We start from the raw sequence: 26,073 nt of genomic DNA, 5'->3' as shown, positions 1-26,073 counted from the left end.
GCCTATTGCTGGTGGGCCAGGAATTCCGTCAGGACGCGGCCGGTGTGGGACTTGTCCTTCAGGGTCATCACGTGTTCCGGCGAACCCTGGGCGACCAGCTGGCCGCCGCCGGTGCCGCCCTCGGGGCCCAGGTCCAGCAGCCAGTCGGCCTCGGCGATCACGTCCAGGTTGTGCTCGATCACGACCACGGTGTTGCCCGCCTCGACCAGCCGGTGCAGCACGTGGATCAGTTTCTCCACGTCAGCCATCGACAGGCCGACCGTCGGCTCGTCCAGCACGTACAGCGTGTGCGGGATGCGCGAGGCGCGGCCGGTCTTGATCAGGCCGTCGGTCAGGCGGGCCTTGGACAGCTCGGTCACCAGCTTGATGCGCTGCGCCTCGCCGCCGGACAGCGTGGGCGAGGGCTGGCCCAGCGTCAGGTAGCCCAGGCCCACGTCCTGCATCAGTTGCAGCGGTCGGTGGATCTTGGGATGGGCGGCGAAGTAGCCGATCGCGTCGTCCACTTCCATGGACAGCAGCTCGCCGGCGTTCTTGCCGCGCATCTGCACGCTCAGCGTGTCCTGGTTGAAGCGCGCGCCGTTGCAGGCGTCGCAGGGTACCTTCACGTCCGGCAGGAAGTTCATCTCGATGGTGCGCATGCCCTGGCCCTCGCAGATCGGGCAGCGGCCGTCGCCGGTGTTGAACGAGAAGCGCGCCGAGGTCCAGCCGCGCATGCGGGCTTCGCGCGTATCGGCGAACTGCTTGCGCACGTCGTCCCAGAAGCCCACGTAGGTGGCGGGGCAGGAGCGCGGCGTCTTGCCGATGGGCGTCTGGTCCACTTCCAGCACGCGGTCAATGGCTTCCCAGCCGGTGATGCTGTCGCAGCCGGCCCAGCCGGGCGCCTTGCCCTGCGAGACGGCCTGCATCAGGTTGTCCAGCAGCACTTCGCGCGCCAGCGTGGACTTGCCCGAGCCGGACACGCCCGTCACCACGCTCAGCCGGCCCACCGGGATCTGCGCGTCGACATGGCGCAGATTGTGCAGGCGCGCGCCGCGGATCTGGATCATGGGCGTGTCGGCCTCGACCGGGCGGCGGCCCTGCAGCGGGTGCTTGAGCGGCTGGGCCAGGTAGCGGCCGGTGACGGATTCGGGGGCGTCGATCAGGTCCTGGGCGCTGCCCTGGGCCACCACGCGGCCGCCGCGCACGCCGGCGCCGGGGCCGATGTCGATGATGTGCGAGGCGCGGCGGATGGTGTCGTCGTCATGCTCGACCACCACCAGCGTGTTGCCGTTGCCTTCCAGCCGCGCCAGCGCGTCCAGCAGGATGCGGTTGTCGCGCGGGTGCAGGCCGATGGTGGGCTCGTCCAGCACGTAGCACACGCCCTGCAGGTTCGAGCCCAGCTGCGCGGCCAGCCGGATGCGCTGCGCCTCGCCGCCGGACAGCGTGGGCGCGGCGCGGTCCAGCGCCAGGTAGTTCAGGCCGACTTCCTGCATGAAGTTCAGGCGGCCGCGGATCTCGGTGAGGATGTCGCGGGCGATCTCGCCCTCGCGGCCGCGCGCCACCAGCCCGGTGAAGAAGGTGTGCGCGTCCGATACCGGCAGCGAGGCCAGCTCGGCGATCGACTTGTCGCGCCAGCGCACGGCGCGGGCCACGCGGTTCAGGCGCTGGCCGTCGCACTGCGTGCAGACCTTGGCCTCGCCTTCGTACCAGGCGTTCCAGGCGGTTTCCTCGCCGGTCTGTTCCTCGTCGAAGCCCTGCAGTTGCAGGCCGGTGCCGAAGCAGCCGGTGCACCAGCCGTGCTTGGAGTTGTACGAGAACAGGCGCGGATCGGGTTCGGGGAAGCTGATGCCGCAGGACGGGCAGGCGCGCTTGACCGAGAAGTGCTGTTGCTGCAGGTCGCTGTCCAGCGCCTCGTGCAGCTTGTTCACCGGCCAGACCACGGACATCACGCCCTGGCCGTTCTCCAGCGCGCTCTTGACCGCGGCGCGCAGCTCGGCCTCGTTGGCCGGATCGACCACCACGTCCGCCACCGGCAGCTCGATGGTGTGTTCCTTGTAGCGGTCCAGGCGCGGCCACGGGGCCACGGGGATGAATTCGCCGTCGACGCGCAGGTGCGAATGGCCGCGCGCGCCGGCCCACTTGGCCAGGTCGGTGTAGTAGCCCTTGCGCGCGGTGACCAGCGGGGCCAGGAGGCCGATGTGCTCGCCCCTGCGCTCGCGCAGCAGGCGGGCCACGATCTGGTCGGTGTTCTGCGGCTCGACGGCGACGTTGCAGTCCGGGCAGTACTGCGTGCCCAGCTTGACGTAGAGCAGGCGCAGGAAGTGATGGATCTCGGTCATCGTGGCCACGGTGGACTTGCGTCCGCCGCGGCTGGTGCGCTGCTCGATGGCGACCGTGGGCGGGATGCCGAAGATGGCGTCCACGTCGGGCTTGCCGGCCGGCTGCACGATGGCGCGGGCGTAGGCATTGAGCGATTCCAGGTAGCGGCGCTGGCCTTCGTTGAAGAGGATGTCGAAGGCCAGTGTGGACTTGCCCGAGCCGGACACGCCGGTGATCACGGTGAACTTGTCGCGCGGGATCTCGACGTTGACGTTCTTCAGGTTGTGCTCGCGCGCATTGCGGATCTCGATGGACATGGCGCTTTGGCGGCGCGCGCGCATCAGCGATTGCAGCGGCGTGCCTACGCCGGCGCCATAGGGCGCGTCCGGCTCGGCGATGCGTGCGCTCAGGCCGGCTTGTTCGGCTTCCTGCGCGTCGATATCGCTGGACACGACCACATCAGCGACCGGGGTCGGCAGAATGCTGGTTTCATAATCGCGCAGCGCCGCGCCGGTATGCGACTTGGGGTTGTCCATCAGGTCCTGCGGCGTGCCGGTGCCGATCACCAGGCCGCCGGCGTCGCCGCCTTCGGGACCCAGGTCGATCAGCCAGTCGGCCGCGCGGATCACGTCCAGGTTGTGCTCGATCACCAGCAGCGTGTGGCCGGCGGCCAGCAGCTTGCGGAAGGCGCGCATCAGCCGCGCCACGTCGTCGAAGTGCAGGCCGGTGGTGGGTTCGTCGAACAGGAACAGGCTGCCCTTCTTGGCGACCTTGGCGGTGGAGATGCCGCTGCGCGCGGCCTCGGCCAGGTGGCCGGCCAGCTTCAGGCGCTGCGCCTCGCCGCCGGATAGCGTCGGCACGGGCTGGCCCAGGCGCACGTATTCCAGGCCCACGTCGCCCAGCGGCGCCAGCCCGGTCTGCACGTCGCGCAGGCCCTTGAAGAAGTCCAGCGCCTCGCTGACCGTCATTTCCAGCACTTCGTCGATGGACGCGCTCTTGCCCAGGTGCTCGACGCGCACTTCCAGCACCTCGGGGCGGAAGCGCTTGCCGTCGCAGTCGGGGCAGCGCAGATAGACGTCCGACAGGAACTGCATTTCCACGTGCTCGAAGCCGGTGCCGCCGCAGGTCGGGCAGCGGCCGTCGCCGCCGTTGAAGCTGAAGGTGCCGGCGGTGTAGCCGCGCTCGCGCGCCAGCGGCGCCTGCGCGAACAGCTTGCGGATCGCGTCGAAGGCGCCGACATAGCTGGCCGGGTTGGAGCGGGCGGTCTTGCCGATGGGGGTCTGGTCCACCATGACCACGTCGGCGATCTGCTCGGCGCCCAGCAGGCGCTGGAAGGCGCCGGGGGCCTCGGTCGGCTTGCCCTTCTGCTTGAGCAGGGCGGGGTAGAGCACGTCCTGCACCAGCGTCGATTTGCCCGAACCGGACACGCCGGTCACGCAGACCAGCCGGCCCAGCGGCAGCTCGACCGAGACGTTCTTCAGGTTGTGGGCGCTGACGCCTTCCAGGATCAGGCGCGGCGTGTTGGCCGCGACCGGCATGGGGCGCGGCGCCTCGACGCGCAGGCGACTGCCGAGATAGTCGCCGGTCAGCGTGGGCGCGGCGCGCAGCGCGGCGGGCGTGCCGTCGAAGACGATGCGGCCGCCGCGTTCGCCGGGGCCGGGGCCGATGTCGATGACGCGGTCGGCGGCCACCATGACCTGCGGGTCGTGCTCGACCACCACCAGCGTGTTGCCGGCGTTGCGCAGCCGGTGCATGACCTCGACCACGCGGTGCATGTCGCGCGGGTGCAGGCCGATGGACGGCTCGTCCAGCACGAACAGCGTGTTCACCAGCGAGGTGCCCAGCGCCGTGGTCAGGTTGATGCGCTGCACCTCGCCGCCGGACAGCGTGCGGCTCTGGCGGTCCAGCGTCAGGTAGCCCAGGCCCACGTCGCACAGGAACTTCAGGCGCGCGCGCACCTCGGTCATGAGCAGGTCGGTGGCGGCGTCCAGCGCGCCGGTGAAGGACAGCTTGTCGAAGAACACGCGCACGCGCTCGATCGGCAGCAGCATCACGTCATGCACCGACAGGCCGTCCAGCGCGTCCAGCTGTTCGCGCGTCCAGCTCGCGCCCACCGGCATGAAGCGGCGGTAGCGGCCATCGTCGGGCGGCAGCACGGCGTCGGCTTCTTCCTTCGTGCCCAGGCGCCACAGCAGCGCGTCCGGCTTCAGGCGCGCGCCATTGCAGGCGGGGCAGGGCGTGTAGCTGCGGTACTTGGACAGCAGCACGCGCACGTGCATCTTGTAGGCCTTGGTTTCGAGCCAGTCGAAGAAGCGCTGCACGCCGTACCACTGGTGCTTCCAGGCGTCGTTGCCGCCCTTCCAGTCAGGCGTGCCGTGCAGCACCCAGTGCTTGTGCTCGGGCTTCATGTCCTTCCAGGGCACGCCCAGCGGCACGCCGGCGCGCGGCGCGTACTTCTGCAGGTCGTCCTGGCATTCCTTGTAGGACGGCGTGGTCCAGGGCTTGATGGCGCCTTCGAGCAGGGTCTTGGTTTCGTCCGGGATCACCAGGCCGAAGTCGATGCCGATGACGCGGCCGAAGCCACGGCAGGATTCGCAGGCGCCCAGCGGCGAATTGAACGAGAAGCTGCTGGGCAGCGGATCGGTGTATTCGATATCGCAGTCGGCGCAGTGCAGGCGGTCGCTGTACTTCCAGACCTGGGCGTCCTGGCCCTCGTCGTCCATGACGTGCACGGCCAGGTGGCCGGCGCCCATGCGCAGCGCAGTGTCCAGCGCTTCCATCACGCGCTCGCGCTCGGCGCTGGAAAAGCGGAAGCGGTCCTGCACCACGTGCAGGATGCGGCGGGCCTCGGCGCCGGCCTTGGCGGCCTTGCCTTTTTCCTTGCCCTTCTTCGCCGGCGCGGCGGCGCGCGGCACGGCGTTTTCCTCGGCGTGCACGCGGGGGTAGCCCTGTTGCTCCAGGAAGCCGCGGACTTCTTCTTCGGGGAAGTTGGCCGGCACCGCGATCGGGAAGGTCACGACCAGGCGCGGATCGCCGGCGGCGGCCGAGCGTTCGGCCAGCGCGTGGAAGATCGAATCGGGCGTGTCGCGCCGCACCAGCTTGCCGCAACCCCGGCAGAACAGGCGCGCGCCGCGCGCGAACAGCAGCTTCAGGTGGTCGTTCAGCTCGGTCATCGTGCCGACCGTGCTGCGCGAGCTGCGCACCGGATTGGTCTGGTCGATGGCGATGGCCGGCAGGATGCCTTCGATGCGGTCCACCTGCGGCTTGTCCATGCGATCCAGGAACTGGCGCGCATAGGGCGAGAAGGTTTCCACGTAGCGGCGCTGGCCCTCGGCGTACAGGGTGTCGAAGGCCAGCGAGCTTTTGCCCGAGCCGGATACCCCGGTCACGACCACGAGTTCGCCCGTGGCGATGGTCAGGTCCAGGTTCTTGAGGTTGTTCTGGCGTGCGCCAACGATGCGGATTTCTGAGCTCATGGGGCGGTATCGTAGCCTGAAGGAATGGGCCGGTCCGGGCGGCCTCGACGCCGCTGGTTCCGGGCGCGGCGATATGGAATAATTGCCTATATCGTGAGCATGTTGTCTATATTATGGACAGCATGCCGCGCCAAACTGTACAAATAAACAGTATCGCAGATTCGTCTGAAAATCGTGCGTCATGCCTTGGGCATACGCTAGTGTGCTGTCCCGTAGGTACGTCCGCCTGACGAAATTCATCCATAGACGTCAGGGCTAGGCGCAAACCGCAGTGATACCCGTAGGTATCACGAGGATTTGCAACGACGCCATGGCGGCTAGGGGTGGATTTCGTGCGGGCGTATCTGCGGGACTGCACACTAGTAACCCGATAACGGATGGGGAATTCCTTGCTGGAGACCAAGGTGGCGGGCGCCGCGGCGTTCGCCAAGTTCATGACCGTGCTGCAGGCCGTGGCCGACGCGCAGCAGCCGCCCACCGCGGCGGCGCTGGCGCGCGCCTGCGGCTATCCCAGGCCCACGGTCTATCGGATCCTGGCCGCGCTGGCCGAGCAGGGCATGCTGATGGAAAGCGGCGGCGGCTATCGTCTCGGGCCGCGCCTGTTGCAGCTGGCCAGCCGCTCCTGGTCCCAGTTCGACCTGCGCGCCGCGCTGGCGCCCGAGCTGCAGGCGCTGCGCGACGCCACCGGCGAGACCGTGCACCTGGCGGTGCCGGCCGGCACCGAGATGGTCTATATCGACAAGCTGGAAAGCCCCGGCCCGGTGCGTATGGTGTCGCGCGTGGGCGCGGGCGTGGCCCTGCATTCCAGCGCCGTGGGCAAGGCCTATCTTGCCGCGCTGGGTGAGGCCGAGCGCGAACGGCTGCTCGGCGGGCTGCCGCTGGAAGCGCGCATGCCGTCCACGCTGGCCAGCCTGCCGGCCCTGCGCGCCGCGCTGGCCGAGACCGCCGCGCGCGGCTATGCCGTCGACGACGAGGAAAACGAGCCCGGCATCGTCTGCTACGGCGTGGCGCTGCGCGACGCGGGCGGCCGGCCGGTGGCCGGCGTCAGCGTCAGCACGCTGCTGTTCCGCCGCCGCGACGATCCGCAATCCGCCTATATCGATCCCCTGCTGCGGCTGCGCGATGCAGCCGCCGCCAAACTCGCCATGCTGCCGGCGGCTTCCGGCGCCGTCTGAGCGCCGCGTCCGTCCGAACTCCCACCAAAGGAACCCCATGAACGCCTCCGCCGATTCCCGCGCCTCCAAGCTGGCCGCCCTGCTGGCCGCCAGGGTGGTGCCCGTGCTGCGCTATACCGACGCGTCCGCCGCCGCCTATGCGGCCGAGGTCGCGGTGGCCGCCGGCTGCACCACGCTGGAACTTACCTGGACCATCCCGGGCGTGACCGACCTGCTGCGCGCGCTGCGCGACAAGCACGGCGACGCGCTGCTGCTGGGCGTGGGCACCGTGCTGGACGAAAGCCAGGCGCGCGAGGCGCTGGTGGCCGGCGCCGACTTCCTGGTCTCGCCGGCCCTGGCGACCGAGGCCGTGGACATGGCCCATGCCGCCGGCGCGCTGTGCCTGCTGGGCGCCTTCACGCCCACCGAGGTGCTGGCCGCGCGGCGCGCGGGCGTGGACATGGTGAAGATCTTCCCCGCCGACACCGGCGGTCCCAAGCACCTGGCCGCGCTCAAGTCGGTCTACCCGGACACGGTGTTCTGCCCCACGGGCGGCGTGACCGTGGACAACATGGGCGCCTATTTCGCCGCCGGCGCCAGCATCGTCGGCATCGGCAGCAATCTCTATGACAAAGCCGCCTTCGCCGCGCGCGACACCGCCGCGCTGGTGAAGCAGATCATCCAGACCCGCGAGGCCGCCCATGCCTGATATCGATATCGTCGCCCTGGGCGAACCCCTGGTCGAACTCAACCAGACCCGCGCCGGCGAGCCGCAATACCAGCAGGGCTTCGGCGGCGACACCTCCAACGCCGTCATCGCCGCCGCCCGCCAGGGCGCGCGCTGCGCTTACCTGACGCGGGTGGGCGGGGACAGCTTCGGCGCCCAGCTGCTGGAATTGTGGAAGACCGAGGGCGTGGACACGTCCGGCGTGGAAGTGGACCCGGACGCGCACACCGGCCTGTACTTCGTGCAGCACGGCCCGCAGGGCCATTCCTTCAGCTACCTGCGGCGCGATTCCGCCGCCAGCCGCATGACGCCGGCCAGCCTCAAGGGCCAGCTGATCGAGCGCGCCCGCTACCTGCATGTGTCGGGCATCAGCCTGGCCATCAGCACCTCGGCCTGCGATACCGTGTTCGCGGCCATCGAGCGGGCCCACGCCGCCGGCGCCCAGGTCAGCCTGGATTCCAACCTGCGGCTGCGCCTGTGGCCGGTGGACCGCGCCCGCGCCATCCTGCGCGAGGCGCTGCGCCAGGCCGACCTGTTCCTGCCCAGCATGGACGACATGCAGCACCTGACCGGCAACGACGACCCGGAACGCACGCTGGACTGGATCCGCGACGCCGGCGCCACCGGGGTGGTGGTGCTCAAGCTGGGCAAGGACGGCTCCATCATCGACGACGGCCACGGACGCAAGCCGGTGGCGGCGCTGCGGGTGGACGCGGTCGACGCCACCGGCGCGGGCGACTGCTTCGCCGGCAGCCTGCTGGCCCGCCGCTGCAAGGGCGATTCCTGGGAGGACGCCGTGCGCTACGCCAATGTGGCGGCGGCCCTGTCCACGCTGGGGTATGGCGCGGTCGATCCCCTGCCCAGCGCGGAGCAGGTCCAGGCGAAACTGTAGGATCCGCTCAGGATTTGGAGTCTTTTAGGGCCGGTTGGCGTGTTTTCCGGATTTCAGGCTAAAATGCCAAGTTATCCGAATTTTCCGCCAGCCTGTCGTTAGATGGTGACTGGGTTGTGCGGGCGATGGGCTGGGTGCCAGTTGGTAGATACCAATTGCGGTTGCCGCAGCCTGATTCGCAAATCCGATACCCGCAAATCCGGCTACCCGCCAACCTACTACGCAGGAGAATCAACATGGCAGAACGCAAGCGCGTCCGTCGCAACACCCTGGAACGCCGTTGCCTGGGCAAGGCCTTCAAGCGCCTCTTCGTCAAGTCGCCCAAGGGCGTCTTCAAGATGCTGGAAAAGATCAAGCGCGTCTAAGCCCTGACGCGAGGCGCGGGGCCGACAAGGCCCGCGTCCTGATCTAAAAAAACCCGCCTGGCGCGAGCCACGCGGGTTTTTTGTCGTCTGCGCTCTGCGGCGCCAATCCGGCCAGGGGGCAGTGCTCAGGGTAAGCGCTTGCTGACGGCGCGCTGCCAGCAAGCGGGCACGCTCTTGGCAGCTACTGCGCCGGCCCCAGCATCGGCAGGATGAAATCCATGAACGCCCGCGTCTTGGCCGGCTGGATGCTGGACGGGTAGGTGACGTAGATGGAGATCGGGTCCACCGACCAGCCCGGTAGCAGGCGCTTGAGCGAGTTGCGCTTGATGATGGGATCGAGCGCGCGGCAATGCGGCATGCGGGTGATGGCCAGGTCCAGGCCGGCCAGCGTGCCGGCGATGCTCATGTTGTTGGCGGCCAGGTGGCCGCTGACCGGCACCATCTCGCTGATGCTGCCGTTGTGCAGCATCCAGTGCGAATGCTCGTCGTCGATGGTGGTGCGCAGGCACTGGTGCCCGCTCAGGTCCTGCGGCGCCAGCGGTTCGCCATGGCGCTCCAGGTAGCGGTCGGACGCATACAGGTAGTTGTCCAGCCGCACCAGCTCCTGTACTACGGCGCCGCTATGGCCGCCATTGCCCTGCTCGCCCGTGGGCGGCAGGTTGTAGTCGGAGTTGCGGCCGAAGCGCAGCATGACGTCGAAGGGCGTGCCCTGCGTATCCGAGGCGGTCAGCATGCTGAGGTCGAACTCGCATTCGATGTCCGGATAGCGCTCGGTGAAATCGTTGATGATCTCGGGCAGCAGCCAGATCGCCAGGCTGTAAGGCATGGACACGCGCAGGTTGCCGGACGGGCCGCCGGCCAGCGCCAGCAGCTGTTCGTGCGCCAGGCGGGCCTCGTCGATCAGACCCTGGCAGCGGCGCATGTAGGCCGCGCCGGCCTCGGTCAGGTCCAGGCGGCGGGTGTTGCGGTTGATCAGGCGCAGCCCGATGGCGCGCTCCAGCTCGTTGATGCGGCGCGACAGCGTGGACGTGGGCATGTCCAGCGCGCGCGCGGCCAGGCTGAAACTCTTGCGCTTGGCAACTTCCACAAACAGGGCGATGTCGTTGAGCTGGACGGTCGGGGCTTCCATGGGCGTTCCGGTTTTTGCCGCCCGAGTTTACGCCACTCCGGCGGCCCGGATCGGCGAACCATGGCTGATCGCCGGAGATCGGGCGACTTCTTGTCAGATTTGATTGCAAATTCAAATGCCGTGGCATGGGCGGGCACGCGCATATCCCCTAAACTTCAGGCGAAAACACCAACGAAGACACCAAAATCAAGACCGCAGCGGTTCCCAGACGATCGCAAAGGGGCATAGCAGGCATGGCCGATACACCACCGTTCTTTACCATTCTGACCCCAACCTACAACCGGGCGGGCACGCTGCACCGAGTGTACGAGTCGCTCTGTCAGCAGACCTTCAAGGACTTTGAATGGGTCGTGGTGGATGATGGTTCCACGGACAACACGCACGCCTCGGTGCTGGCCTGGCAGGCGCGCGCGGCCTTTCCCATCCGCTATGTCTGGCAGAACAACCAGCACAAGAAAACGGCGTTCAACCGCGGCGTGCGCGAGGCGCGCGGTGAGTTGATCGTCGGGCTGGACAGCGACGACGAAATGCCGCCGGACGCGCTGCAGATCTTCAAGTCGGCCTGGGACTCGATCCCGCCCGCGCGCCGCGACTCCTACGTGGCCGTGACCGGCCTGTGCGCCCGGCCCGACGGCTCCGTCGTCGGCGACCGCTATCCGCAGGACGTGTTCGACAGCACCGCCGTCGACGTGTATTTCCGCCACCGCATCAAGGGCGAGAAGTTCGGCTGCATGCGCACCAGCGTGCTGCGCAAGTTTCCCTTCCCCGAGGACGTGGCCGGCTTCGTGCCCGAGAGCCTGGTGTGGTGGGCGATCTCGCGCGCCGGCTATCTGAGCCGCTTCATCAACCAGGTGGTGCGCGTCTACCACGACAGCACGGACAGCCTGAGTCGCGGCACGGTCGCGGTGGGCAGCAATGCCCAGGGCCTGTACCTGCTGGCCTGGGACATGCTGCAGCACCATCTTGAATACTTCCGCTACCGTCCGCGCGAGTTCGTCATGGCGGCGGCGCGCTACACGCGGTTCCGCCTGCACCTGGAACACTCGGGCGTGGCCAACGCCGTGCAGGCCTACCGCCTGACGCGGCCGCTGGGCCGGCTGATGGTGGGGCTGATGTGGCCGCTCGGCTACGCGCTGTACCGCCGCGACCGGCGTCGGGGCATCGCCTAGCGCCAGCCGTTTTCCCGGCGGCCAGCGCCGGGGCCAATGCGCGCGGATGTCAGCGTCGCTGTTTCAGGCCGGCGCCTGCGCCGCCGCGCCGTGTCCCAGTCCCAGATAGACCTCGACCACGCGCGGATCTTGCGCCACCTGCGCTGCCGGGCCCTCCAGCGTCACCGCGCCGGTTTCCAGCACATAGGCATAGTCCGCCACCTGCAGCGCGGCGCGCGCGTTCTGCTCGATGAGCAGGATGGACACGCCCATGTCGCGCAGGCGCGCGACGATGTGGAAGACCTCGCGCACGATGCGCGGCGCCAGGCCCAGGCTGGGTTCGTCCAGCATCAGCAGCTTGGGCTTGGCCATCAGCGCGCGGCCCACCGCCAGCATCTGCCGTTCGCCGCCCGACAGCGTGCCGGACAGCTGACCGCGCCGTTCGCGCAGGCGCGGGAACAGCTCATAGACTTCGGCCAGCGTGCCGTCGTGGTCGCGCAGGCCGCGCCGGTAGCGGTCGAAGGCGCCCAGCATCAGGTTGTCCTCCACCGTCATCTCGGAGAACAGCTCGCGCTTTTCCGGCACCAGGTTCATGCCGGCCGCGACCATTTCCTCGATCTCGGCGTGCTCGCGCGGCTTGCCGTCGAACACGATGCGTCCGCTCGAGGGCAGCACGCCCATGATGGCCGACAGCAGCGTGGTCTTGCCGGCGCCGTTGGGGCCGATCACGGTCACGATCTGGCCCTGGCCGACCGCCAGGTCCACGCCCGTGACGGCCTCGATCTTGTCGTAGGCCACGCGCAGGCCTTGCACTTCCAGCAGTTTCGCCGCCATTTATTCCACTCCGCCCAGATAGGCTTCAAGCACCGCCGGATTGTGCTGGATCTCGGCGGGCAGGCCCTCGGCGATCTTCTCGCCGAAGTCCATCACGACCACGCGGTCCACCAGGCCCATCACGAAATCCATGTCGTGCTCGACCAGCAGGATCGCCATGCCTTCGGCGCGCAGCTTGCGCAGCAGCTCGGCCAGCTCGCGCTTTTCCTGGTAGCGCAGCCCGGCCGCCGGCTCGTCCAGCAGCAGGATGCAGGGATCCGACGCCAGCGCCCGCGCGATCTCCAGGATGCGTTGCTGGCCCAGCGCCAGCGAGCCGGCCTCGTCATGCAGGTGCCGGCCCAGGCCCACGCGCTCGACCTGGCGCGCGGCCTCGGCCAGCAGGCGTGATTCCTCGGCGCGGTCCAGCCGCCAGGCGGCCGGCATGACGCCGCGATGGCCGCGCAGGTGCGCGCCGATCGCCACGTTCTCCAGCACGCTCATGCGGCCCAGCAGGCGCACGTGCTGGAAGGTGCGCGACAGCCCCAGCCGCGCGATGCGGCGCGCGCCGGCGCCGGCCACCTGCTGGCCCAGCAGCGTGACCTGGCCGGAGGTGGGCGTGTCCACGCCGGAGATCTGGTTGAACATGGTGCTCTTGCCGGCGCCGTTGGGGCCGATCAACGCCAGGATCTCGCCCGCGCGGATCTCCAGGTTCATGGCGTTGTTGGCCACCAGCCCGCCGAACTTGCGCGTCACGTCCACCGCCTTGAGCACCACCTCGCCGCGCGGCGGCATGGGCTTGCGCGGCAGCGACGCGGCGTCCAGGTCCAGCTTGCGTTCGATCTTGCGCACCGGCACCCAGCGCGTCAGCAAGGGCCACAGGCCGCTGCGCGCGCGGTGCAGCAGCAGCACCATGCCGAAGCCGAACACGATGACCTCGAAATTGCCGGTCTGTCCCAGCACCTTCGGCAGCAGGTCCTGCAGCCACTGCTTGAGCACGGTGAACACGCCCGCGCCCACCAGCGCGCCCCAGACCTGGCCCGCGCCGCCGATGACGGTCATGAACAGGTATTCGATGCCCATCTGCAGGCCGAATGGGTTCGGATTGACGAAGCGCTGCATGTGCGCGTACAGCCAGCCCGAGGCGCAGGCCTGCAGCGCGGCGATGATGAATATCACCATGCGCGAGCGGGCCGTGTCCACGCCCATCGACTCGGCCATGACGCGGCCGCCCTTGAGCGCGCGGATCGCGCGGCCCTCGCGCGAGTCCAGCAGATTGCGGGTGGACCAGACCGCCAGCAGCAGGAAGGCCCAGATCAGGTAGTAGATGGTCTCGCCCTGATCCAGCGCCTTGCCGAACAGCGAGATGGCGGGAATGTCAGGAATGCCGGTATGTCCGCCCAGGCCTTCCATCGAGCCGAAGGCGAAGTACAGCGACAGGCCCCAGGCGATCGTGCCCAGCGGCAGGAAATGGCCGGACAGCTTGAGCGTGATCGCGCCCAGCAGCCAGGCCACCACCAGCGTCAGCAGCAGGCCGGCCAGCAGCGTCAGCCAGGGCGAGGCGCCCAGCCAGCCCAGCCAGGACGGCAGGCTGTCGGCGCGCGTGGTCAGGATGGCCGTGGTGTAGGCGCCCAGGCCCACGAAGGCGGCCTGGCCGAAGCTGGTCAGCCCGCCCACGCCGGTCAGCAGCACCAGGCCCAGCGCCACCAGCGCGTACAGGCCGATGTAGTTCAGCAGCGTGACATAGAACGGCGGCAGGAATGGCGGCGCCAGCGCCAGCAGGGCCAGGAAGGCCACGAGGACGAAGCGGGGATTCATTCTTCTTCCTCTTCGACGTGATGGCTCTTGAGCGAGCGCCAGAGCAGCACGGGAATGATCAGGGTGAACACGACGATTTCCTTGTAGGCGCTGGCCCAGAACGAGGAGAAGGCCTCGATCAGGCCCACCAGCACCGCGCCCGCGGCGGCCAGCGGATAGCTGACCAGTCCGCCGATGATGGCGCCGACGAAGCCCTTCAGGCTGACCATGAAGCCCGAGTCGAAATACATGGTGGTGATGGGCGCGATCAGGATGCCGGACACCGTGCCGATCAGCGCCGCCAGGAAGAAGGTGGCGCGGCCGGCGAACACCGGCGAGATGCCCATCAGGCGCGCGCCCAGCCGGTTGAAGGCCGCCGCGCGCAGCGCCTTGCCGTACATGGAACGCTCGAAGAACTGGTACAGCACGACGATCAGCAGCGCCGACACCGCCACCACCCACAGCGCCTGGCTGTTGACGTTGACCGGTCCCAGCGTCAGCCCGGCGTCGCTGAACGGCGCGGTGCGCGCGCCCTCGGCGCCGAAGGCCAGCAGGCCCAGCCCGACCAGCGCCAGGTGCACCGCGATCGAGACGATCAGCAGCACCAGCGTGGACGCGGCCGCGATCGGCTGATAGAAGAGGCGATACAGCTGCGGCCCCATCGGCACCACCAGCAGCAGCGTCAGCAGCGCCTGGACCGTCATCGGCAGCTGCGCCAGCGGCAGGCGATACAACAGGCCGGCCAGGACCAGCGGATAGACCGCCTTGGCGGCGATGCGCCAGACGCGCACGCGCGCTGGCCGCTTGCGCCAGGCCAGCAGGTCACAGACGACTTCGGCCAGCGCGAAGGCCAGCAGCAGCCACACCAGCGCCACCGGCTTGCCCGCCTGCAGCGAGGCCATGGTCAGCGCGCCGAAGGCGACGAACTCGCCTTGCGGAATGAATAGGACGCGGGTAACGGTAAACACCAGCAGGATGGACAAGGCCAGCAGCGCATAGATCGCGCCGTTGGTGATGCCGTCCTGCCCGAGTATCAGGGCGATCTGAGCATTCATGCAGAATTCCGGGTAAGACAAAGCACGCAGGCACGTCACCCTCGTACCTAAAGAAATCGGTGCCCCCCATCGGGATGCCACGGAGCCGGCTTTGCCGGTCCGTAGGCATGCCCCCTGGGGGGAAGCGCGTGAGCGCTTCGGGGGGAGCCTTCTACTTCACCAGCGTCCAGTTACCGTCCTTCACGGTGATCAGCTCGCGGCCGCGATCATCGAAACCGCTGTGGTCGGCGGCCGTCATGTTGTAGACGCCCTGGGTGCCCACCAGCTCCTTGGTCTGCTCCAGCGCGTCGCGCAGCGCGTTGCGGAACTCCTTGGTGCCCGGCTTGCCGGCCTTCTCGGCCAGCGGGACGGCCTTTTCCAGCAGCAGGCCGGCGTCGTAGACGTTGGCGCCGAAGGTGGCCGGCTTGGAGCCGTTGAGCTTCTCGTAGGCGGCGATGTAGTCGGCCGCGACCTTCTTGGACGGGTTGCTGTCGGGCATTTCCGGCAGCACCAGCATCAGGCTGGCGGCCAGGATCGTGCCTTCGACCTTCTTGCCGCCCAGCTTCAGGAAGTCCGGCAGCGCGGCGCCGTGGGTCTGGTAGAACTTGCCCTTGTAGCCCTGGTCGAACAGCGTCGTTTGCGGCAGCACGCTGGCCGCGCCGGGGGCGGCCACCAGCACCGCGTCGGGTTTGGCGGCCAGGATCTTCAGCGCCTGGCCGGTGACCGAGCTGTCGAAGCGCAGGTAGCGTTCGTTGGCGGCGATCTTGATGCCCTTCTCGGCGGCGAGCGCCGAGAACACCTTGTACCAGTTCTCGCCATAGGGATCGTTCAGGCCGATGAAGCCGACGGTCTTGATGCCGGTCTTGGCCATGTGGTCGACCAGCGCGCGCGCGATGATGTCGTCGTTCTGCGTGGTCTTGAAGACCCACTTCTTCTGCTCGTTCATCGGCAGCACCACGGCCGCCGTGCCCACAGGCGCCAGCATCGGCACGCCGGCCTCGGCGGCGAACTGGATCACGCCCATGGCGTTGGGCGAGCCCGAGGGGCCGATCAGCGCGTCCACGTTCTGCTCGGAGATCAGCTTCTTGAAGGCGGTGACCGAGTTGGTGGAATCGCTGGCGTCGTCCAGCGAGATGTATTCCACCGTCAGGTCGCCGATCTTCTTGGGCAGCAGCGGCACGGTGTTCTTCTGGGGGATGCCGACCAGGGCGGTGGGGCCGGTCGACGAGGACACGACGCCGACCTTGACCTGCGCCAGCGCGGGCAGGGAGAACAGCGCGGCGGCGGCGAGGGCGGCGGCCAGGGGGAGCTTCTTCGACAGCATGGCAAAACCTCCGGAGTGGGAGCAGAGTTTGGTGCGGCTGAAAGTTGGGGACAGCCGGTGTTGCGGAGACTGCGGCGGGTGGCGCAGCGCCGGCGGCGGGCCGCCGGCGGACGAACGGCAAGGCAATGCACTGTAGACGCGGCGCATGCGCTTACCTATCCGTCAAAACCCGTAGCGCAACGAGCCTCAGATCGTGATCGAACTGACGCTGGCGCCGCCGCAGACGTACAGCGTCTGTCCGGTGATGAAACTGTTGGCCGGATCGGAAAAGAACATGACCGCGCGCGCCACGTCGTCCGAGCGCCCCAGGCGCTTGACCGGAATGCCGTTGGCGATCTGCTTTTCGCGCTCGCTGCCGGCCTCGATCACGTCATAGAACATGTCGGTCTGGATGGGGCCAGGCGCGACCACGTTGACGGTGATGCCATGCGGCGCCAGCTCCAGCGCCCAGGTGCGCGCCATGCCGATCATGCCGGCCTTGGTGGCGGAATAGGCGGTGCGGGTGGGCAGGCCCAGCGCGCCGCGCGAGGACATCATCACGATGCGGCCGAAGCCGCGCTCGCGCATGCCGGGCAGGGCGGCCTGCACCAGGCTGATGGCCGCGCCCAGGTGGATCTGCGTCAGTCCGTGCAGTTCCTGTTGCGTGACGTCGGGCAGCAGGTTGGGCCAGATCACGCCGGCGTTGTGGATCACGTGGCTGACCGGATGGCGCGCCACCGCCTCGGCGGCGGCCTGGGCCGTGGCCTGCTCGTCCAGCAGGTCCACCTGCATGTGGGTCAGGCGCGGATGGCTCATCTCGCCCGCGCGCCGCGCCATGGAAATCACGTCATAGCCGGCGTCCAGCATGGCGCGGCAGATCTCGGCGCCGATCCCGGCGCTGCCGCCGGTGACGATGGCTGCTGGTGTTTGCTTCATGTTCATCCCCTGTGTTCTTGTTGTGCGTGTCTTCAGGCCTTGGGCGTTATTGCCAGGACGCGGAGAGGGCTGCCCGAGCCGCTGCGGATCTTCAGCGGCGCCGAGAAAATCACGGCGCCGGTGGGTGGCAGCTGGTCCAGGTTGGTCAGGCATTGCAGGCCGTAGCGGTTGTTGCCGTGCATGTAGTAGTGGCAGGGGTACGGAGGATCCAGGTGCTGGGCCTGCCCCGCGTCGGTGCCGACCGACTCGGTGCCGAAGCCGTGCACGTCGCGTTCCTTGATCAGCCAGGGCACCACGTCCGCGTCCGGGCCGGGCGAATGCGCGCCGTCTTCCTTCATGTTCAGGTATTCGGCCGGCTTGGCGCGCTTGGACCAGTCGGTGCGCATCAGCACCCAGGAGCGCGCCGGGATGCGGCCATGCTTTGCTTCCCATTGCTTGACGAAATCGATCGTCAGCAGGAAGTCGGGGTTGTCGCGCGCCTCGGCCGAACAGTCGATCACGCAGGCGCTGGCGATGAAGGCTTCCACCGGAATTGTGTCGACCGTGTTGTCGGGCTGGTCCTTGCCGGAGATCCAGTGCACCGGCGCGTCGAAGTGCGTGCCGGTGTGCTCGGAGCAGGAGAAGTTGTTCCAGTACCAGGCCGGGCCGCGCTCGTCGTAGCGCGAGATCTCCTCGATGCGGAAGGGCCAGGCCTGGCCGAATTCCGGCGGTAGCACGATGGTGGGGAATTCCGGCGTCAGCGTCTCGGTCAGGTCCACCAGCCGGATGCGGCCGGCGACCAGTTCGGTCATGAATTGGGCGAGGATGTTCTGGCTCATGCTGCGTCTCCTTGTCGGTTGCTGCTCGGTCCCGCGCGGGGCGCGAGGCGTTTGGGGGCGTGGACGGGCGTCAGGCGCCCAGCTCGCGCTCCAGTCCCTTGGGGTTCTCGGCCATGCGGGCGCGGAATTCCTGCGCCACGTCGCCCACGTACACGTCCTCCACGCCGTCGCGCAGGGCCTTGACGATGGCGGCGGCGACGGCGGCCGGGGCCACGCGCGGCGGCGGGGTGCGCTGTTCCCACTCATGGTCCAGCGGACCGGGGAACACGTTCAGCACGCGCACGCCGGCGCCGCGCATCTCGGCGCGCAGGCACTGCGCCAGCGACAGCGCGGCCGCCTTGGAGGCGGACCACATGCCGCGCGCGGGCAGGTTCATGTGGGCGTAGATGGACAGCACGTTGACCCAGGCGGCGGCGCTGTTGACGCCGTCGGCGGCGCGCGCGCACAGGCCGGGGCCGAAGGCCTGCGCCAGGCGCATCATGCCCAGCACGTTCACGTCCAGCGCGTCGCGCGCGGTGTTGACGTCCTTGCGCTGCATCAGCCCGCCTTCGCGCTCCAGGTCGGCGGTGTTGACCAGGATCTCGACCTTGCCGCCGATGGAGGCCGCCGCGCGGTCCACCGAGTCGGTGTCGGTCACGTCCAGCGCCAGCGCCTGCACCCGGCCGTCGGCCGCCAGCGCGTCGTAGGCCGGGTCGCGCCGCCAGGTCTGCGGGTCGCCCAGGAACACCATCGGGCAGCCGGCGTCCAGCAGCGCGCGCGCCACCGCCTGGCCGACCGCCGACTTGCCGTCGGTGACCAGGGCGCGGCGGAACTTGGGATCGCAGGAGGTTTCGCGCAGGGTCTTGTCGTCTTCCATGTTCGGCGTGTTCCTTTCTGGCAGGGCGATCATCACGGCCTGGCCGCTACGGTCGAGCTTGAGCGCCAGCCGCACCGGCGCGCCGTCGGCGCAATCCTGGTGCACGTGCGCCACCACCGAGGGGCCGGCGGCCATGCGCACCGTGCCCACGCGCCAGGGCAGGCGCTCGCGGAAATACAGGTCGTTGCTATGGTGCAGCGTGGTGCTGACCAGCAGCGTGCCGGACGGATCGACCGCCCGCCACGCCAGCTGTTCGGACAGGCAGCCGCCGCAGACTTCGCGCGGCGGGTATTGGACCGCGCCGCAATCGGCGCAGACCTGCAATTCGAAGCGACCCTCGGCCGCGGCGGCGGTCAGGCCCAGCGCGGCGCGGCTGCGCCAGCCGGGCGGCAGCGTGGGCTGGCGCGTGCGCGCGACCGGGTCTTTCTTGGGAGGCTTGGCCAGGGGCTGGGTCATGCGTCGCTCCGCGCCAGGATGGCCGCGGCGGTGCACAGCCCGCGGTCGTAGTTGATCATGCCGAAGCCGCTCACCATGCCGATGCGGGCGTCGGCCACCTGGGTGCCGCCGGCCGTGCCGGTCAGCTGGCGCAGCGCTTCGGTCAGGCCCAGGTAGCCGCCGGCGGCGCCGGCCTGGCCGACGGACAGCTGGCCGCCGTTGGTGTTGAACGGGAAGCTGCCGTCGATGGTGAAGCCGTGGCGGCGCACGAATTCCGGCCCCTCGTTCTTGGCGCAGAAGCCCAGGTCTTCCATCTGCATCAGGTTGATGACCGGGTAGTCATCGTAGGCCTGCAGGAAGTCCATGTCGGCGGGCGCGCAGCCGGCCATGCCGTACAGCTCGTCCACGTCCATGGTCCAGCCGCCGCGCGTCTGGATCGGATCTTCGATCCAGGCGTTGTGGCGCTCGATGGTGGACAGGATGCGCGCATGGGGCAGCTTGAGCGCCCGCGCGCGCGACTCGCTCATCACCAGGAAGGCGTCGGCGCCGGCGCAGGGCATGACGCAGTCGAACAGGTGGATGGGGTCGGTGATGACGCGCGCGGCCAGGTATTGTTCCAGCGTCAGCGGCTTCTTCATCAGCGCGTGCGGGTAGCGTAGCGCGTTGTCGCGCTGGGCCACGCAGAGCTTGCCGAAGTCCTCGCGGGTGGCGCCGGACTCGCGCATGTAGTTCGCGGTCAGCAGCGCGAAGCTGGCGTTCGGGCCGCCGGCGCCATAGGGATACACGGCGTCCTGGGCGAAGCGCGAGAATTGGCTGACGGTGTTGCGGAACGAGTCCACGTGATTGGTGTCGCCCGCGATGCAGGCCACGACCTCGGCGTCGCCGGCCTGCACGGCGCGCGCGGCGCGCCGCAGCGCGGCCACGCCGCTGGCGCCGCCCATGGGGATGTGGTCCAGCCAGCGCGGGCTCATGCCCAGGTGCTGGACCAGGCCCACGGCGCTGTCGGGCGCCAGCGTGAAGCTGGACACGCACAGCCCGTCCACGTCGGTCTTGGCGAGGCCAGCCTGGCGGATCAGCGCGCCAAGGGCGCGGCCCAGCCACCAGTGCGCGGCATGCGTGCTGTAGCGCTCATAGGGAATGGTGACGGGCAGCGCCGCGACCACGCCGTCATAGCCGAGGCGGCTCATCTCGCGGCTCCCGCGTGGGATTTCTCGGGGCTTTTCTTTTTCATCGCGCAGGTGTCCACGCAGTGCGCGCTGCCGGGCAGCGTGGGCGCCAGCGCCTTCATCTCGCCGCGCTGGATCTTGTTGGTGGTGGTCAGCGGCAGGCTGTCGACGAAGGCCACGTAGCCGGGCGCCTTGTAGTAGGCCAGCTGTTCCAGGCTCCATTGCACGATGGCGCGGGCGGCTTCCTGCCGGGCCGCGTCGCTGTCCAGCGTATCGGCCGGCACCACGCAGGCCAGCACCTCGTCGCCGCGCACCGCGTCCGGCACGGCGGCCACGGCCACGGCCTTGACCAGCGGGTGCTGCATCAGCACGCTTTCGACTTCCACGGCCGAGATGTTCTCGCCGCTGCGGCGGATCACGTTCTTCTTGCGATCGACGAAGCGCAGCGCGCCGTCGGCCTCGCGGCGCACGATGTCGCCGGTGTGGAACCAGCCGCCTTCCCAGGCCTCGTCCGTCGCCGGGGCGTCCTTCAGGTAGCCGGCGAAGAAGCCGTAGCGCGGATCGTCGCCGGCATGGCGCACCAGCAGCTCGCCGGGTTCGCCGGCGGCGGCCTCGGCGCCCGCGTCCGTGACGATGCGCACCTGCACGTCGTCTTCCTCGGCGCCGAAGCAGCTGCTGCCGATGTGGCGCGGTTCCTGGTTGGCGATGATGACGGCCCCGGCGCCCGTTTCCGTCATGGCCCAGGCTTCCAGCAACGGGAAGCCGAAGCGCGCCTCGAAGGGTGCGTGCAGCTTGCGGTCCACGCCGGCGCCGAAGCCGAAGCGTATGCCCGGCTGCGCGTCATCGGGCGAGGGCTCGGCCTTCATCAGGATGGCGGGCATCACGCCCAGGTAGTGCAACACGGTGGCGCGCGATTCGCGCACGCTGTCCCACCAGCTGCGCGGGTGGAAGCGGTCCAGCGGGATCAGGCAGCCGCCCGTCAGCACCATGGCCATGGCGGAATAGGCCATGGCGTTCATGTGCACCAGCGGCAGCGGGGTCAGCATGCGTTCCTGGCCGGGGCGCAGCGCGGCCAGGCCGCCTATGCGCGCGTACCAGCCGCCGGCGTGCAGGAAATAGCGGTTGGGCAGGATGCAGCCCTTGGGCCGGCCGGTGGTGCCGGACGTGTACAGCAGCGCGCACTCGCTCAGCTCGCCCGGCTCGCTGCCGGCCAGCGGCGCGGCAAAGGGCGCGGCGGGCGGCGCGTCGTCAGGACCCATCACGCGCAGCTCGCGGCCGGCGCGCGCGGCGGCGGCCTGCAGGTCAGCGTGGCGGCCGGGCAGGGCCACGGCCAGCGCGATTTCGGAATGACCGGCCAGGTATTCGAGTTCGGCGGCGCGCAGGTCGGGATTGATCGGCACGACCGATACGCCCAGCGCGTTGAGCGCGAACCAGTGCAGGAAGAAGGCGGGGCGGTTTTCCAGTAGCAGGCCGGCGCGGTGGCCGTGGCCGTAGCCGGCGCGCGCATAGGCGGCGCGCAGCGTCTCGATGGCCTCGGCGGCCGCGCCATAGGCCAGCTCGCCGGCGGCGATGCCGTAGGCCTCGGCCGTTTCGGGCAGGATGCACAGGAAAGGCTGGGCGCCGTGGCGGGCCGCGCTGTCGCGGAAGGCTTGATGGACTGTCGCGCTCACGACCGGCTCCTACATGAACAATTGGATGTTGCCGAAGGCGGCGTCGCAGTTCACCAGGTCGACGCGTTTCAGGCGGATGCGCAGCGCGCCGTCCTGCTCGACCAGGTGATGCGTGGTCCAGCCGGCATACAGGGTCTGCGCGTCTTGCCGCGTCTCGACGTAGTGGAAGGCGGTGCGGACCACGTGGCGGCCTTCGGCCGGCGCGGATTCGGGATGGCCGTGCTCGACGGTCGGCGCCTGCAGCAGATGGTGGCAGCGGCTCTTGGGTTGCTGCGAGAAGGTGCGCTGGCCGGCCAGCCGCTCGACGCGCACGCGCAGCAGCAGCTTGTCCTCGTACATCAGCGAGGCGTGCAGCTTGGCGTCGGTCTGGCCGTGGGCCAGGGGCATCCAGTAATGGCCGTCCTCGGTATACAGGTCCAGCCAGTCCTCGAGGCGCAGCTCATCGAGCATGCGCGCCTCGGCGTAGACGAAATCGATCAGTTCGCGGTCGCTGACGGCCATTCAAGCCTCCTGTCCGGTCATGTAGCGGCCCCATGCGCGGTACTGGTTGCGCATCTGCCATTCGTTGGTGCCGTTGGTGACGACGTTCTTGCGGCCCAGTTCGTCGGGCGAGTAGAGGCGGCCGACGTTGACCCATTCGCGGGCGCGCGATTGCAGCCCGTCCTGGGCGCGCTCGTACATTTCCAGGTCATCGTGTCCGACCACGGAGGTGGGCGCGTTGATGAGCCGGTTGTACATCAGCGTGCGTTCCAGCAGCAGGTCGGGCGCGCCGACCAGGCGGAAGGTCCAGGATTCGACCAGCGTGCGGTCGGCGGCGATGGGCTTGAAGACGCGCAGCGTCTGGATCGGGCCCTTCACCATGATGTTGGGGAAGTAGACGGTGTTGTGGCGCACATCGCCCAGGATCTGCTTGGCGCGTTCCTCGCCATAGGCCGCCGTCATGGCTTCCCAGTAGCCGGGCACGCCGGAGTAGGCGGCGTGGATCGAGTCGGCCACGCCGGTATGGCCGTGGCCGTTTTCCCACACGCGGATGCCCATGTTCTCGAAGAACTCATAGGGCGAGATGAAGGGCGCGAACAGCTCCACCGCCATGGGCTTGGGCGTGCCGGCGGGCGCCTGCTCCCAGACCTTGACGGCGGTGCCGGCCGAGGACTCGTGCGCCACCATCGGGTGACAGGTGTCGGTCTGGTTGTCGACCAGCATCTTCCAGTTGCAGCGGTGCATGTAGCGCATCACGCCGCCGGCGACCTCCAGCCGGCCCTCGGGCGAGCGGTCGGCCATGTTGTCCAGCGTGGTCAGCGATTCGCCGAAGAAGTCTTCGAAGGACTGGCCCTCGGGATTCAGGCGGCAGAACACGAAGCCTCGGTGGTTGCGCACGTCCTTGACGGCGGCCATGCCCTGGCTGGCCTCGCACTGCTCCAGGCCGGTGTTTTCGTAGCCTTTCTTCAGCGGAATGGACAGCAGGCTGCCGTCGGTCTTGAAGGTCCAGGCGTGATAGGGGCAGCGGAAGAACTTGCCGGTGTTGCCGCAGGCCTCGCCGGCCACCATGGTGCCCTTGTGCGGGCAGCGGTTGTGCAGCACGCGCACCGTGCGGTCGCTGTGGCGCACCATGACCACGGGCTGGTTGCCGACGGTGGTGGTGACGTAGTCGCCGGGATTGGGCACCTGGCTGTCGTGGCCGACATAGACCCAGGTGTTGGCGTACAGCCGTTCCATCTCCAGCTCGAACAGCTCCTGGTCGATGAACAGGTCACGGTGCACCTCGGTCTCGCGCAGCAGGGCGCGGATGGCGTCGGGGTTGTCGCGGTATTTGGCCATGTCGGTTCGCTTCCTTGGTTGGGGCGGCGGCTCGGTGTTCCTAGAGATCCAGCACCAGGCGCGCGGACTTGGCGCGCGAGATGCAGATCTGGATGATCTTGCCGCTGGCCTTCTCGGTGTCCGAGAGGTAGTAGTCGCGGTGGTCGGGCTCGCCTTCCAGCACGGTGGCCTGGCAGACGCCGCACTCGCCGCGCTTGCAGTCGTACATGGGATCGCAGCCTTCCTCTTCCATGACGTCGACGATGGTCTTGTCGGCGGGAATGGTCAGCACGCGGCCGGACTGGCGCAGCTCGACCTCGAAGGGCTGGTCGCCCGCCTGCGGCGCGGCCGTGGCGAACAGCTCGAAAGGCACGTGGGCGTCGGGCCAGGGGCGGGCCGTGGCGCCGGCGATGACGGCGTCGATCAGCCCCTTGGGGCCGCAGACGTACAGGTGCTGGCGCGGCGAGGCGGCGTCCAGCAGCGCCTGCAGGTCGAAGCGGCTGGCCGGATCGTCGTCGCCGTGCAGCGACAGCTTGTCGCCGGTCAGCGCCTGCAACTCGGGCACGAAGGCCAGCTGGTCCTTGCTGCGGCCGCAGTAATGCAGGTGGAAGGCGCGGCCGGCGGCCTGCAGCGCGGCGGCCATCGAGGCCACCGGCGTGATGCCGATGCCGCCGGCGATCAGCAGCACCGGTTCGTCGCCGGCGGGCGCTTCGTGTAGCGGGAAGTCGTTGCGCGGCCCTTCGGCGGCCAGCGTGTCGCCCACGGCCAGCGCGTGCATGTGGCGCGAGCCGCCCTGGCTGTCTTCCTCCAGGCGCACGCCCAGGCGATATTCCCTGGGCGCGGCGAAACAGCCGGCGTCCGGCGTCAGCTGCACCAGCGAATAGCTGCGCGGCTCGCGCAGGCTGGGCACGGTGATCTTCAGGTGCGCGCCCGGACCGAAGGCGGGCAGCGCGCCGCCGTCCTCGCGCGCCAGGCGGAAGGAACGGATCAGCGGCGATTCCTGCCGGACTTCGCGGACGATGAGTTTCAGGGTTTGCACGGCGCTTGCCTCTTGCGTGATTCTTCGGGGAGCCTCAGGCCGCCAGCTGGTCGGCCAGCTGGCGTTCCATGGGGCCGCATTTCTCGTTGGCCAGCGCGGTGTCGCGCAGCGCGCGCAGGCTGGCGGCCGCGTCGGGGCGGCCGGCCAGTTTCTCGGCGGCCGCGAGCAGCTGGCGGTACTTGCCGCCGCCGCGCACGTGGGTGTCGCTGTAGCCCTTCACCAGGCGGCGGCAGTTGACCGTTTCCACGGCCAGCGCATAGTCCTGCGACGCCAGCCGCGCGACCAGATCCAGCCATTGCTCCAGGCCGGCCTTCTCGATCTGGTGGCGCAGCGTGGCGCGGCGGAAGCGCCGCATGCCGGCCAGCGTGTACAGCATCAGGAAACCGCCCAGCGTGCCGCTGCGCATGCGGCGGCCCTTGCCCAGGCGGCGCTCGACGAAGCCGCCGAAGGACTTGGAGTTTTCCAGCCAGCGGCCCAGCCCGGCGGGCAGGGTGCCGCAGATTTCCTCCAGGCGCGGGTGCATGAATTCGGTGGTGTAGACCAGCTGGTCCGGACGCGCGCCGACTTCCTGGCGCACGCGATCGAAGCGCGTGGCGCGGGTCTTCAGGTCGGCCACGCGGATCACGTCGTCGTAGGCCATGGCCGTGGCCAGGTAGCGGGCGGCGGCGCAGGTCAGTTCCCATTGCCGCGCTTCGCCGCCGTGGCGCGCGTCCAGGTCGCGCAGCGCCTTCATGCGGTCCAGGTATTCGCGGGCATAGGCCAGGTCCTGGAATTCGAGCTGGCGGCGCACGCCGGCCGTCAGCATGGGCTGGGCACAGGCGGGGAAGTCGCGCCGGATCATGTCCAGCAGCGGCTGGGTGCGCGCGCTGGCGGCCTGTTCCGGCGCGGCCGGCACGGGACGCGACAGGTCGATGGGCGCGGGCTGGGCCGGCGCCTGGGCGGCGGCGTCGAAGCCCAGCGCGAAGGCGCGCAGGCTGGCGTCCACGCCCAGGCCGGCGCGACGCACGGTGGCCTCGAAATCATCGCGCGAGAAGGGCAGGGCGCCGCTGCCGGCGACCGCGCCGGCAGCGTCATCAGCGCCAGCCTGTTCGGCGCGGTCGGCCAGGTCCTGCAGGTCGAAGCACATGAAGCGCTTGGCGGCGGCGCGGCCGGCTTCCAGCACCTTGTTCGGATCGGCGATGCCGGTGCCGGGCGCCGATTTCTCGCTGACCGCGTAGCTGCGG

General features: G+C 69.1%; 20 protein-coding genes. 5 read left to right on the top strand and 15 right to left on the bottom strand.

Annotated features, from left to right (window positions below):
• Nucleotides 1-2 precede the first annotated feature (2 nt).
• Nucleotides 3-5,774 carry an excinuclease ABC subunit UvrA gene (gene uvrA / locus KDH83_RS07440; RefSeq protein ID WP_212314019.1) on the bottom strand — a complete coding sequence of 1,924 codons (5,772 nt, stop codon included), beginning with the start codon at nt 5,772-5,774 and terminating at the stop codon, nt 3-5.
• Between the two features lie 377 nt (nt 5,775-6,151).
• Here uvrA and KDH83_RS07435 point away from each other — a divergent pair, with 377 nt between their 5' ends.
• The 4 genes from KDH83_RS07435 to KDH83_RS32845 all read left to right on the top strand — a co-directional run bounded on the left by KDH83_RS07435 (nt 6,152) and on the right by KDH83_RS32845 (nt 8,912).
• Nucleotides 6,152-6,949: an IclR family transcriptional regulator gene (locus KDH83_RS07435; RefSeq protein WP_212314017.1), complete on the top strand. Its 798-nt coding sequence runs from the start codon at nt 6,152-6,154 to the stop codon at nt 6,947-6,949.
• Nucleotides 6,950-6,986: 37 nt separating this feature from the next.
• Nucleotides 6,987-7,637, top strand: a complete 651-nt coding sequence (locus KDH83_RS07430) for a bifunctional 4-hydroxy-2-oxoglutarate aldolase/2-dehydro-3-deoxy-phosphogluconate aldolase (RefSeq protein ID WP_212314015.1) — start codon at nt 6,987-6,989, stop codon at nt 7,635-7,637.
• The gene (locus KDH83_RS07425; RefSeq protein ID WP_212314013.1) at nt 7,630-8,547 is read left to right on the top strand and encodes a sugar kinase; all 918 of its coding nucleotides are present in this window, start codon (nt 7,630-7,632) and stop codon (nt 8,545-8,547) included. Before KDH83_RS07430 ends, KDH83_RS07425 begins: the two co-directional genes overlap by 8 nt.
• Before the next feature lie 236 nt (nt 8,548-8,783).
• Entirely contained in the window at nt 8,784-8,912 is a 129-nt protein-coding gene (locus KDH83_RS32845) for a hypothetical protein (protein WP_006226408.1), read from the top strand.
• 181 nt (nt 8,913-9,093) lie between these two features.
• On the opposite strand, the gene KDH83_RS07420 is transcribed toward KDH83_RS32845, so the two are convergent.
• Nucleotides 9,094-10,041 (bottom strand): LysR family transcriptional regulator, encoded by a 948-nt coding sequence (locus KDH83_RS07420; protein WP_212314011.1) that lies wholly within the window; start codon nt 10,039-10,041, stop codon nt 9,094-9,096.
• A gap of 233 nt (nt 10,042-10,274) precedes the next feature.
• On the opposite strand from KDH83_RS07420, the gene KDH83_RS07415 reads away from it, so the two are divergent.
• Nucleotides 10,275-11,210 carry a glycosyltransferase family A protein gene (locus KDH83_RS07415; protein WP_212314010.1) on the top strand — a complete coding sequence of 312 codons (936 nt, stop codon included), beginning with the start codon at nt 10,275-10,277 and terminating at the stop codon, nt 11,208-11,210.
• 63 nt (nt 11,211-11,273) lie between these two features.
• Here the strand turns inward: KDH83_RS07415 and KDH83_RS07410 are convergent, their stop codons facing one another.
• From KDH83_RS07410 to KDH83_RS07350, 13 genes are all read right to left on the bottom strand, one after another.
• Complete coding sequence (locus tag KDH83_RS07410; RefSeq protein ID WP_212314009.1) at nt 11,274-12,023, bottom strand: ABC transporter ATP-binding protein; 750 nt, start codon at nt 12,021-12,023, stop codon at nt 11,274-11,276.
• Entirely contained in the window at nt 12,024-13,817 is a 1,794-nt protein-coding gene (locus KDH83_RS07405; protein WP_212314008.1) for a branched-chain amino acid ABC transporter ATP-binding protein/permease, read from the bottom strand.
• A complete protein-coding gene (locus KDH83_RS07400) occupies nt 13,814-14,851 on the bottom strand; it encodes a branched-chain amino acid ABC transporter permease (RefSeq protein ID WP_212314007.1) in 1,038 nt (345 codons plus the stop codon). The genes KDH83_RS07405 and KDH83_RS07400 overlap by 4 nt, the downstream gene beginning before the upstream one ends.
• A gap of 151 nt (nt 14,852-15,002) precedes the next feature.
• Nucleotides 15,003-16,154, bottom strand: a complete 1,152-nt coding sequence (locus tag KDH83_RS07395) for an ABC transporter substrate-binding protein (protein ID WP_212314006.1) — start codon at nt 16,152-16,154, stop codon at nt 15,003-15,005.
• A 186-nt stretch (nt 16,155-16,340) separates the two neighbouring features.
• Nucleotides 16,341-17,069: an SDR family oxidoreductase gene (locus tag KDH83_RS07390; RefSeq protein ID WP_212314005.1), complete on the bottom strand. Its 729-nt coding sequence runs from the start codon at nt 17,067-17,069 to the stop codon at nt 16,341-16,343.
• Nucleotides 17,070-17,101: 32 nt separating this feature from the next.
• Nucleotides 17,102-17,887 (bottom strand): cyclase family protein, encoded by a 786-nt coding sequence (locus tag KDH83_RS07385; RefSeq protein WP_212314004.1) that lies wholly within the window; start codon nt 17,885-17,887, stop codon nt 17,102-17,104.
• Nucleotides 17,888-17,957: 70 nt separating this feature from the next.
• Nucleotides 17,958-19,199 (bottom strand): SDR family NAD(P)-dependent oxidoreductase, encoded by a 1,242-nt coding sequence (locus tag KDH83_RS07380; RefSeq protein ID WP_212314002.1) that lies wholly within the window; start codon nt 19,197-19,199, stop codon nt 17,958-17,960.
• Nucleotides 19,196-20,365 (bottom strand): thiolase family protein, encoded by a 1,170-nt coding sequence (locus KDH83_RS07375; RefSeq protein WP_212314000.1) that lies wholly within the window; start codon nt 20,363-20,365, stop codon nt 19,196-19,198. The genes KDH83_RS07380 and KDH83_RS07375 overlap by 4 nt, the downstream gene beginning before the upstream one ends.
• The gene (locus tag KDH83_RS07370) at nt 20,362-22,014 is read right to left on the bottom strand and encodes an AMP-binding protein (RefSeq protein ID WP_212313998.1); all 1,653 of its coding nucleotides are present in this window, start codon (nt 22,012-22,014) and stop codon (nt 20,362-20,364) included. The genes KDH83_RS07375 and KDH83_RS07370 overlap by 4 nt, the downstream gene beginning before the upstream one ends.
• 9 nt (nt 22,015-22,023) lie before the next feature.
• The gene (locus tag KDH83_RS07365; protein WP_212313996.1) at nt 22,024-22,515 is read right to left on the bottom strand and encodes an aromatic-ring-hydroxylating dioxygenase subunit beta; all 492 of its coding nucleotides are present in this window, start codon (nt 22,513-22,515) and stop codon (nt 22,024-22,026) included.
• Nucleotides 22,516-23,832 carry an aromatic ring-hydroxylating dioxygenase subunit alpha gene (locus KDH83_RS07360; RefSeq protein WP_212313994.1) on the bottom strand — a complete coding sequence of 439 codons (1,317 nt, stop codon included), beginning with the start codon at nt 23,830-23,832 and terminating at the stop codon, nt 22,516-22,518.
• A gap of 40 nt (nt 23,833-23,872) precedes the next feature.
• A complete protein-coding gene (locus KDH83_RS07355; protein ID WP_212313984.1) occupies nt 23,873-24,850 on the bottom strand; it encodes a PDR/VanB family oxidoreductase in 978 nt (325 codons plus the stop codon).
• 34 nt (nt 24,851-24,884) lie between these two features.
• A partial coding sequence (locus KDH83_RS07350) for an indolepyruvate oxidoreductase subunit beta family protein (RefSeq protein WP_212313982.1) occupies nt 24,885-26,073 on the bottom strand: 1,189 nt, incomplete at its 5' end.

It is taken from the genome of Achromobacter sp. Marseille-Q0513 (assembly GCF_018195695.1).
In the GTDB taxonomy this organism is placed as follows: domain Bacteria; phylum Pseudomonadota; class Gammaproteobacteria; order Burkholderiales; family Burkholderiaceae_B; genus Achromobacter.
The sequence above is the reverse complement of the archived record's forward strand: the minus strand, read 5'-3'. Positions and strand labels throughout refer to the sequence as shown.

Bases quoted from the DNA above. Each gene is read 5' to 3' on its own strand.
- KDH83_RS07400 (WP_212314007.1), bottom strand. From the start codon at position 14,851: ATGAATGCTCAGATCGCCCTGATACTCGGGCAGGACGGCATCACCAAC.
- KDH83_RS07380 (WP_212314002.1), bottom strand. From the start codon at position 19,199: ATGACCCAGCCCCTGGCCAAGCCTCCCAAGAAAGACCCGGTCGCGCGC.
- KDH83_RS32845 (WP_006226408.1), top strand. From the start codon at position 8,784: ATGGCAGAACGCAAGCGCGTCCGTCGCAACACCCTGGAACGCCGTTGC.
- KDH83_RS07375 (WP_212314000.1), bottom strand. From the start codon at position 20,365: ATGAGCCGCCTCGGCTATGACGGCGTGGTCGCGGCGCTGCCCGTCACC.
- KDH83_RS07410 (WP_212314009.1), bottom strand. From the start codon at position 12,023: ATGGCGGCGAAACTGCTGGAAGTGCAAGGCCTGCGCGTGGCCTACGAC.
- KDH83_RS07430 (WP_212314015.1), top strand. From the start codon at position 6,987: ATGAACGCCTCCGCCGATTCCCGCGCCTCCAAGCTGGCCGCCCTGCTG.
- KDH83_RS07365 (WP_212313996.1), bottom strand. From the start codon at position 22,515: ATGGCCGTCAGCGACCGCGAACTGATCGATTTCGTCTACGCCGAGGCG.
- KDH83_RS07415 (WP_212314010.1), top strand. From the start codon at position 10,275: ATGGCCGATACACCACCGTTCTTTACCATTCTGACCCCAACCTACAAC.
- KDH83_RS07395 (WP_212314006.1), bottom strand. From the start codon at position 16,154: ATGCTGTCGAAGAAGCTCCCCCTGGCCGCCGCCCTCGCCGCCGCCGCG.
- KDH83_RS07420 (WP_212314011.1), bottom strand. From the start codon at position 10,041: ATGGAAGCCCCGACCGTCCAGCTCAACGACATCGCCCTGTTTGTGGAA.
- KDH83_RS07390 (WP_212314005.1), bottom strand. From the start codon at position 17,069: ATGAAGCAAACACCAGCAGCCATCGTCACCGGCGGCAGCGCCGGGATC.
- KDH83_RS07435 (WP_212314017.1), top strand. From the start codon at position 6,152: ATGGGGAATTCCTTGCTGGAGACCAAGGTGGCGGGCGCCGCGGCGTTC.
- KDH83_RS07405 (WP_212314008.1), bottom strand. From the start codon at position 13,817: ATGAATCCCCGCTTCGTCCTCGTGGCCTTCCTGGCCCTGCTGGCGCTG.
- uvrA (WP_212314019.1), bottom strand. From the start codon at position 5,774: ATGAGCTCAGAAATCCGCATCGTTGGCGCACGCCAGAACAACCTCAAG.
- KDH83_RS07425 (WP_212314013.1), top strand. From the start codon at position 7,630: ATGCCTGATATCGATATCGTCGCCCTGGGCGAACCCCTGGTCGAACTC.
- KDH83_RS07360 (WP_212313994.1), bottom strand. From the start codon at position 23,832: ATGGCCAAATACCGCGACAACCCCGACGCCATCCGCGCCCTGCTGCGC.
- KDH83_RS07385 (WP_212314004.1), bottom strand. From the start codon at position 17,887: ATGAGCCAGAACATCCTCGCCCAATTCATGACCGAACTGGTCGCCGGC.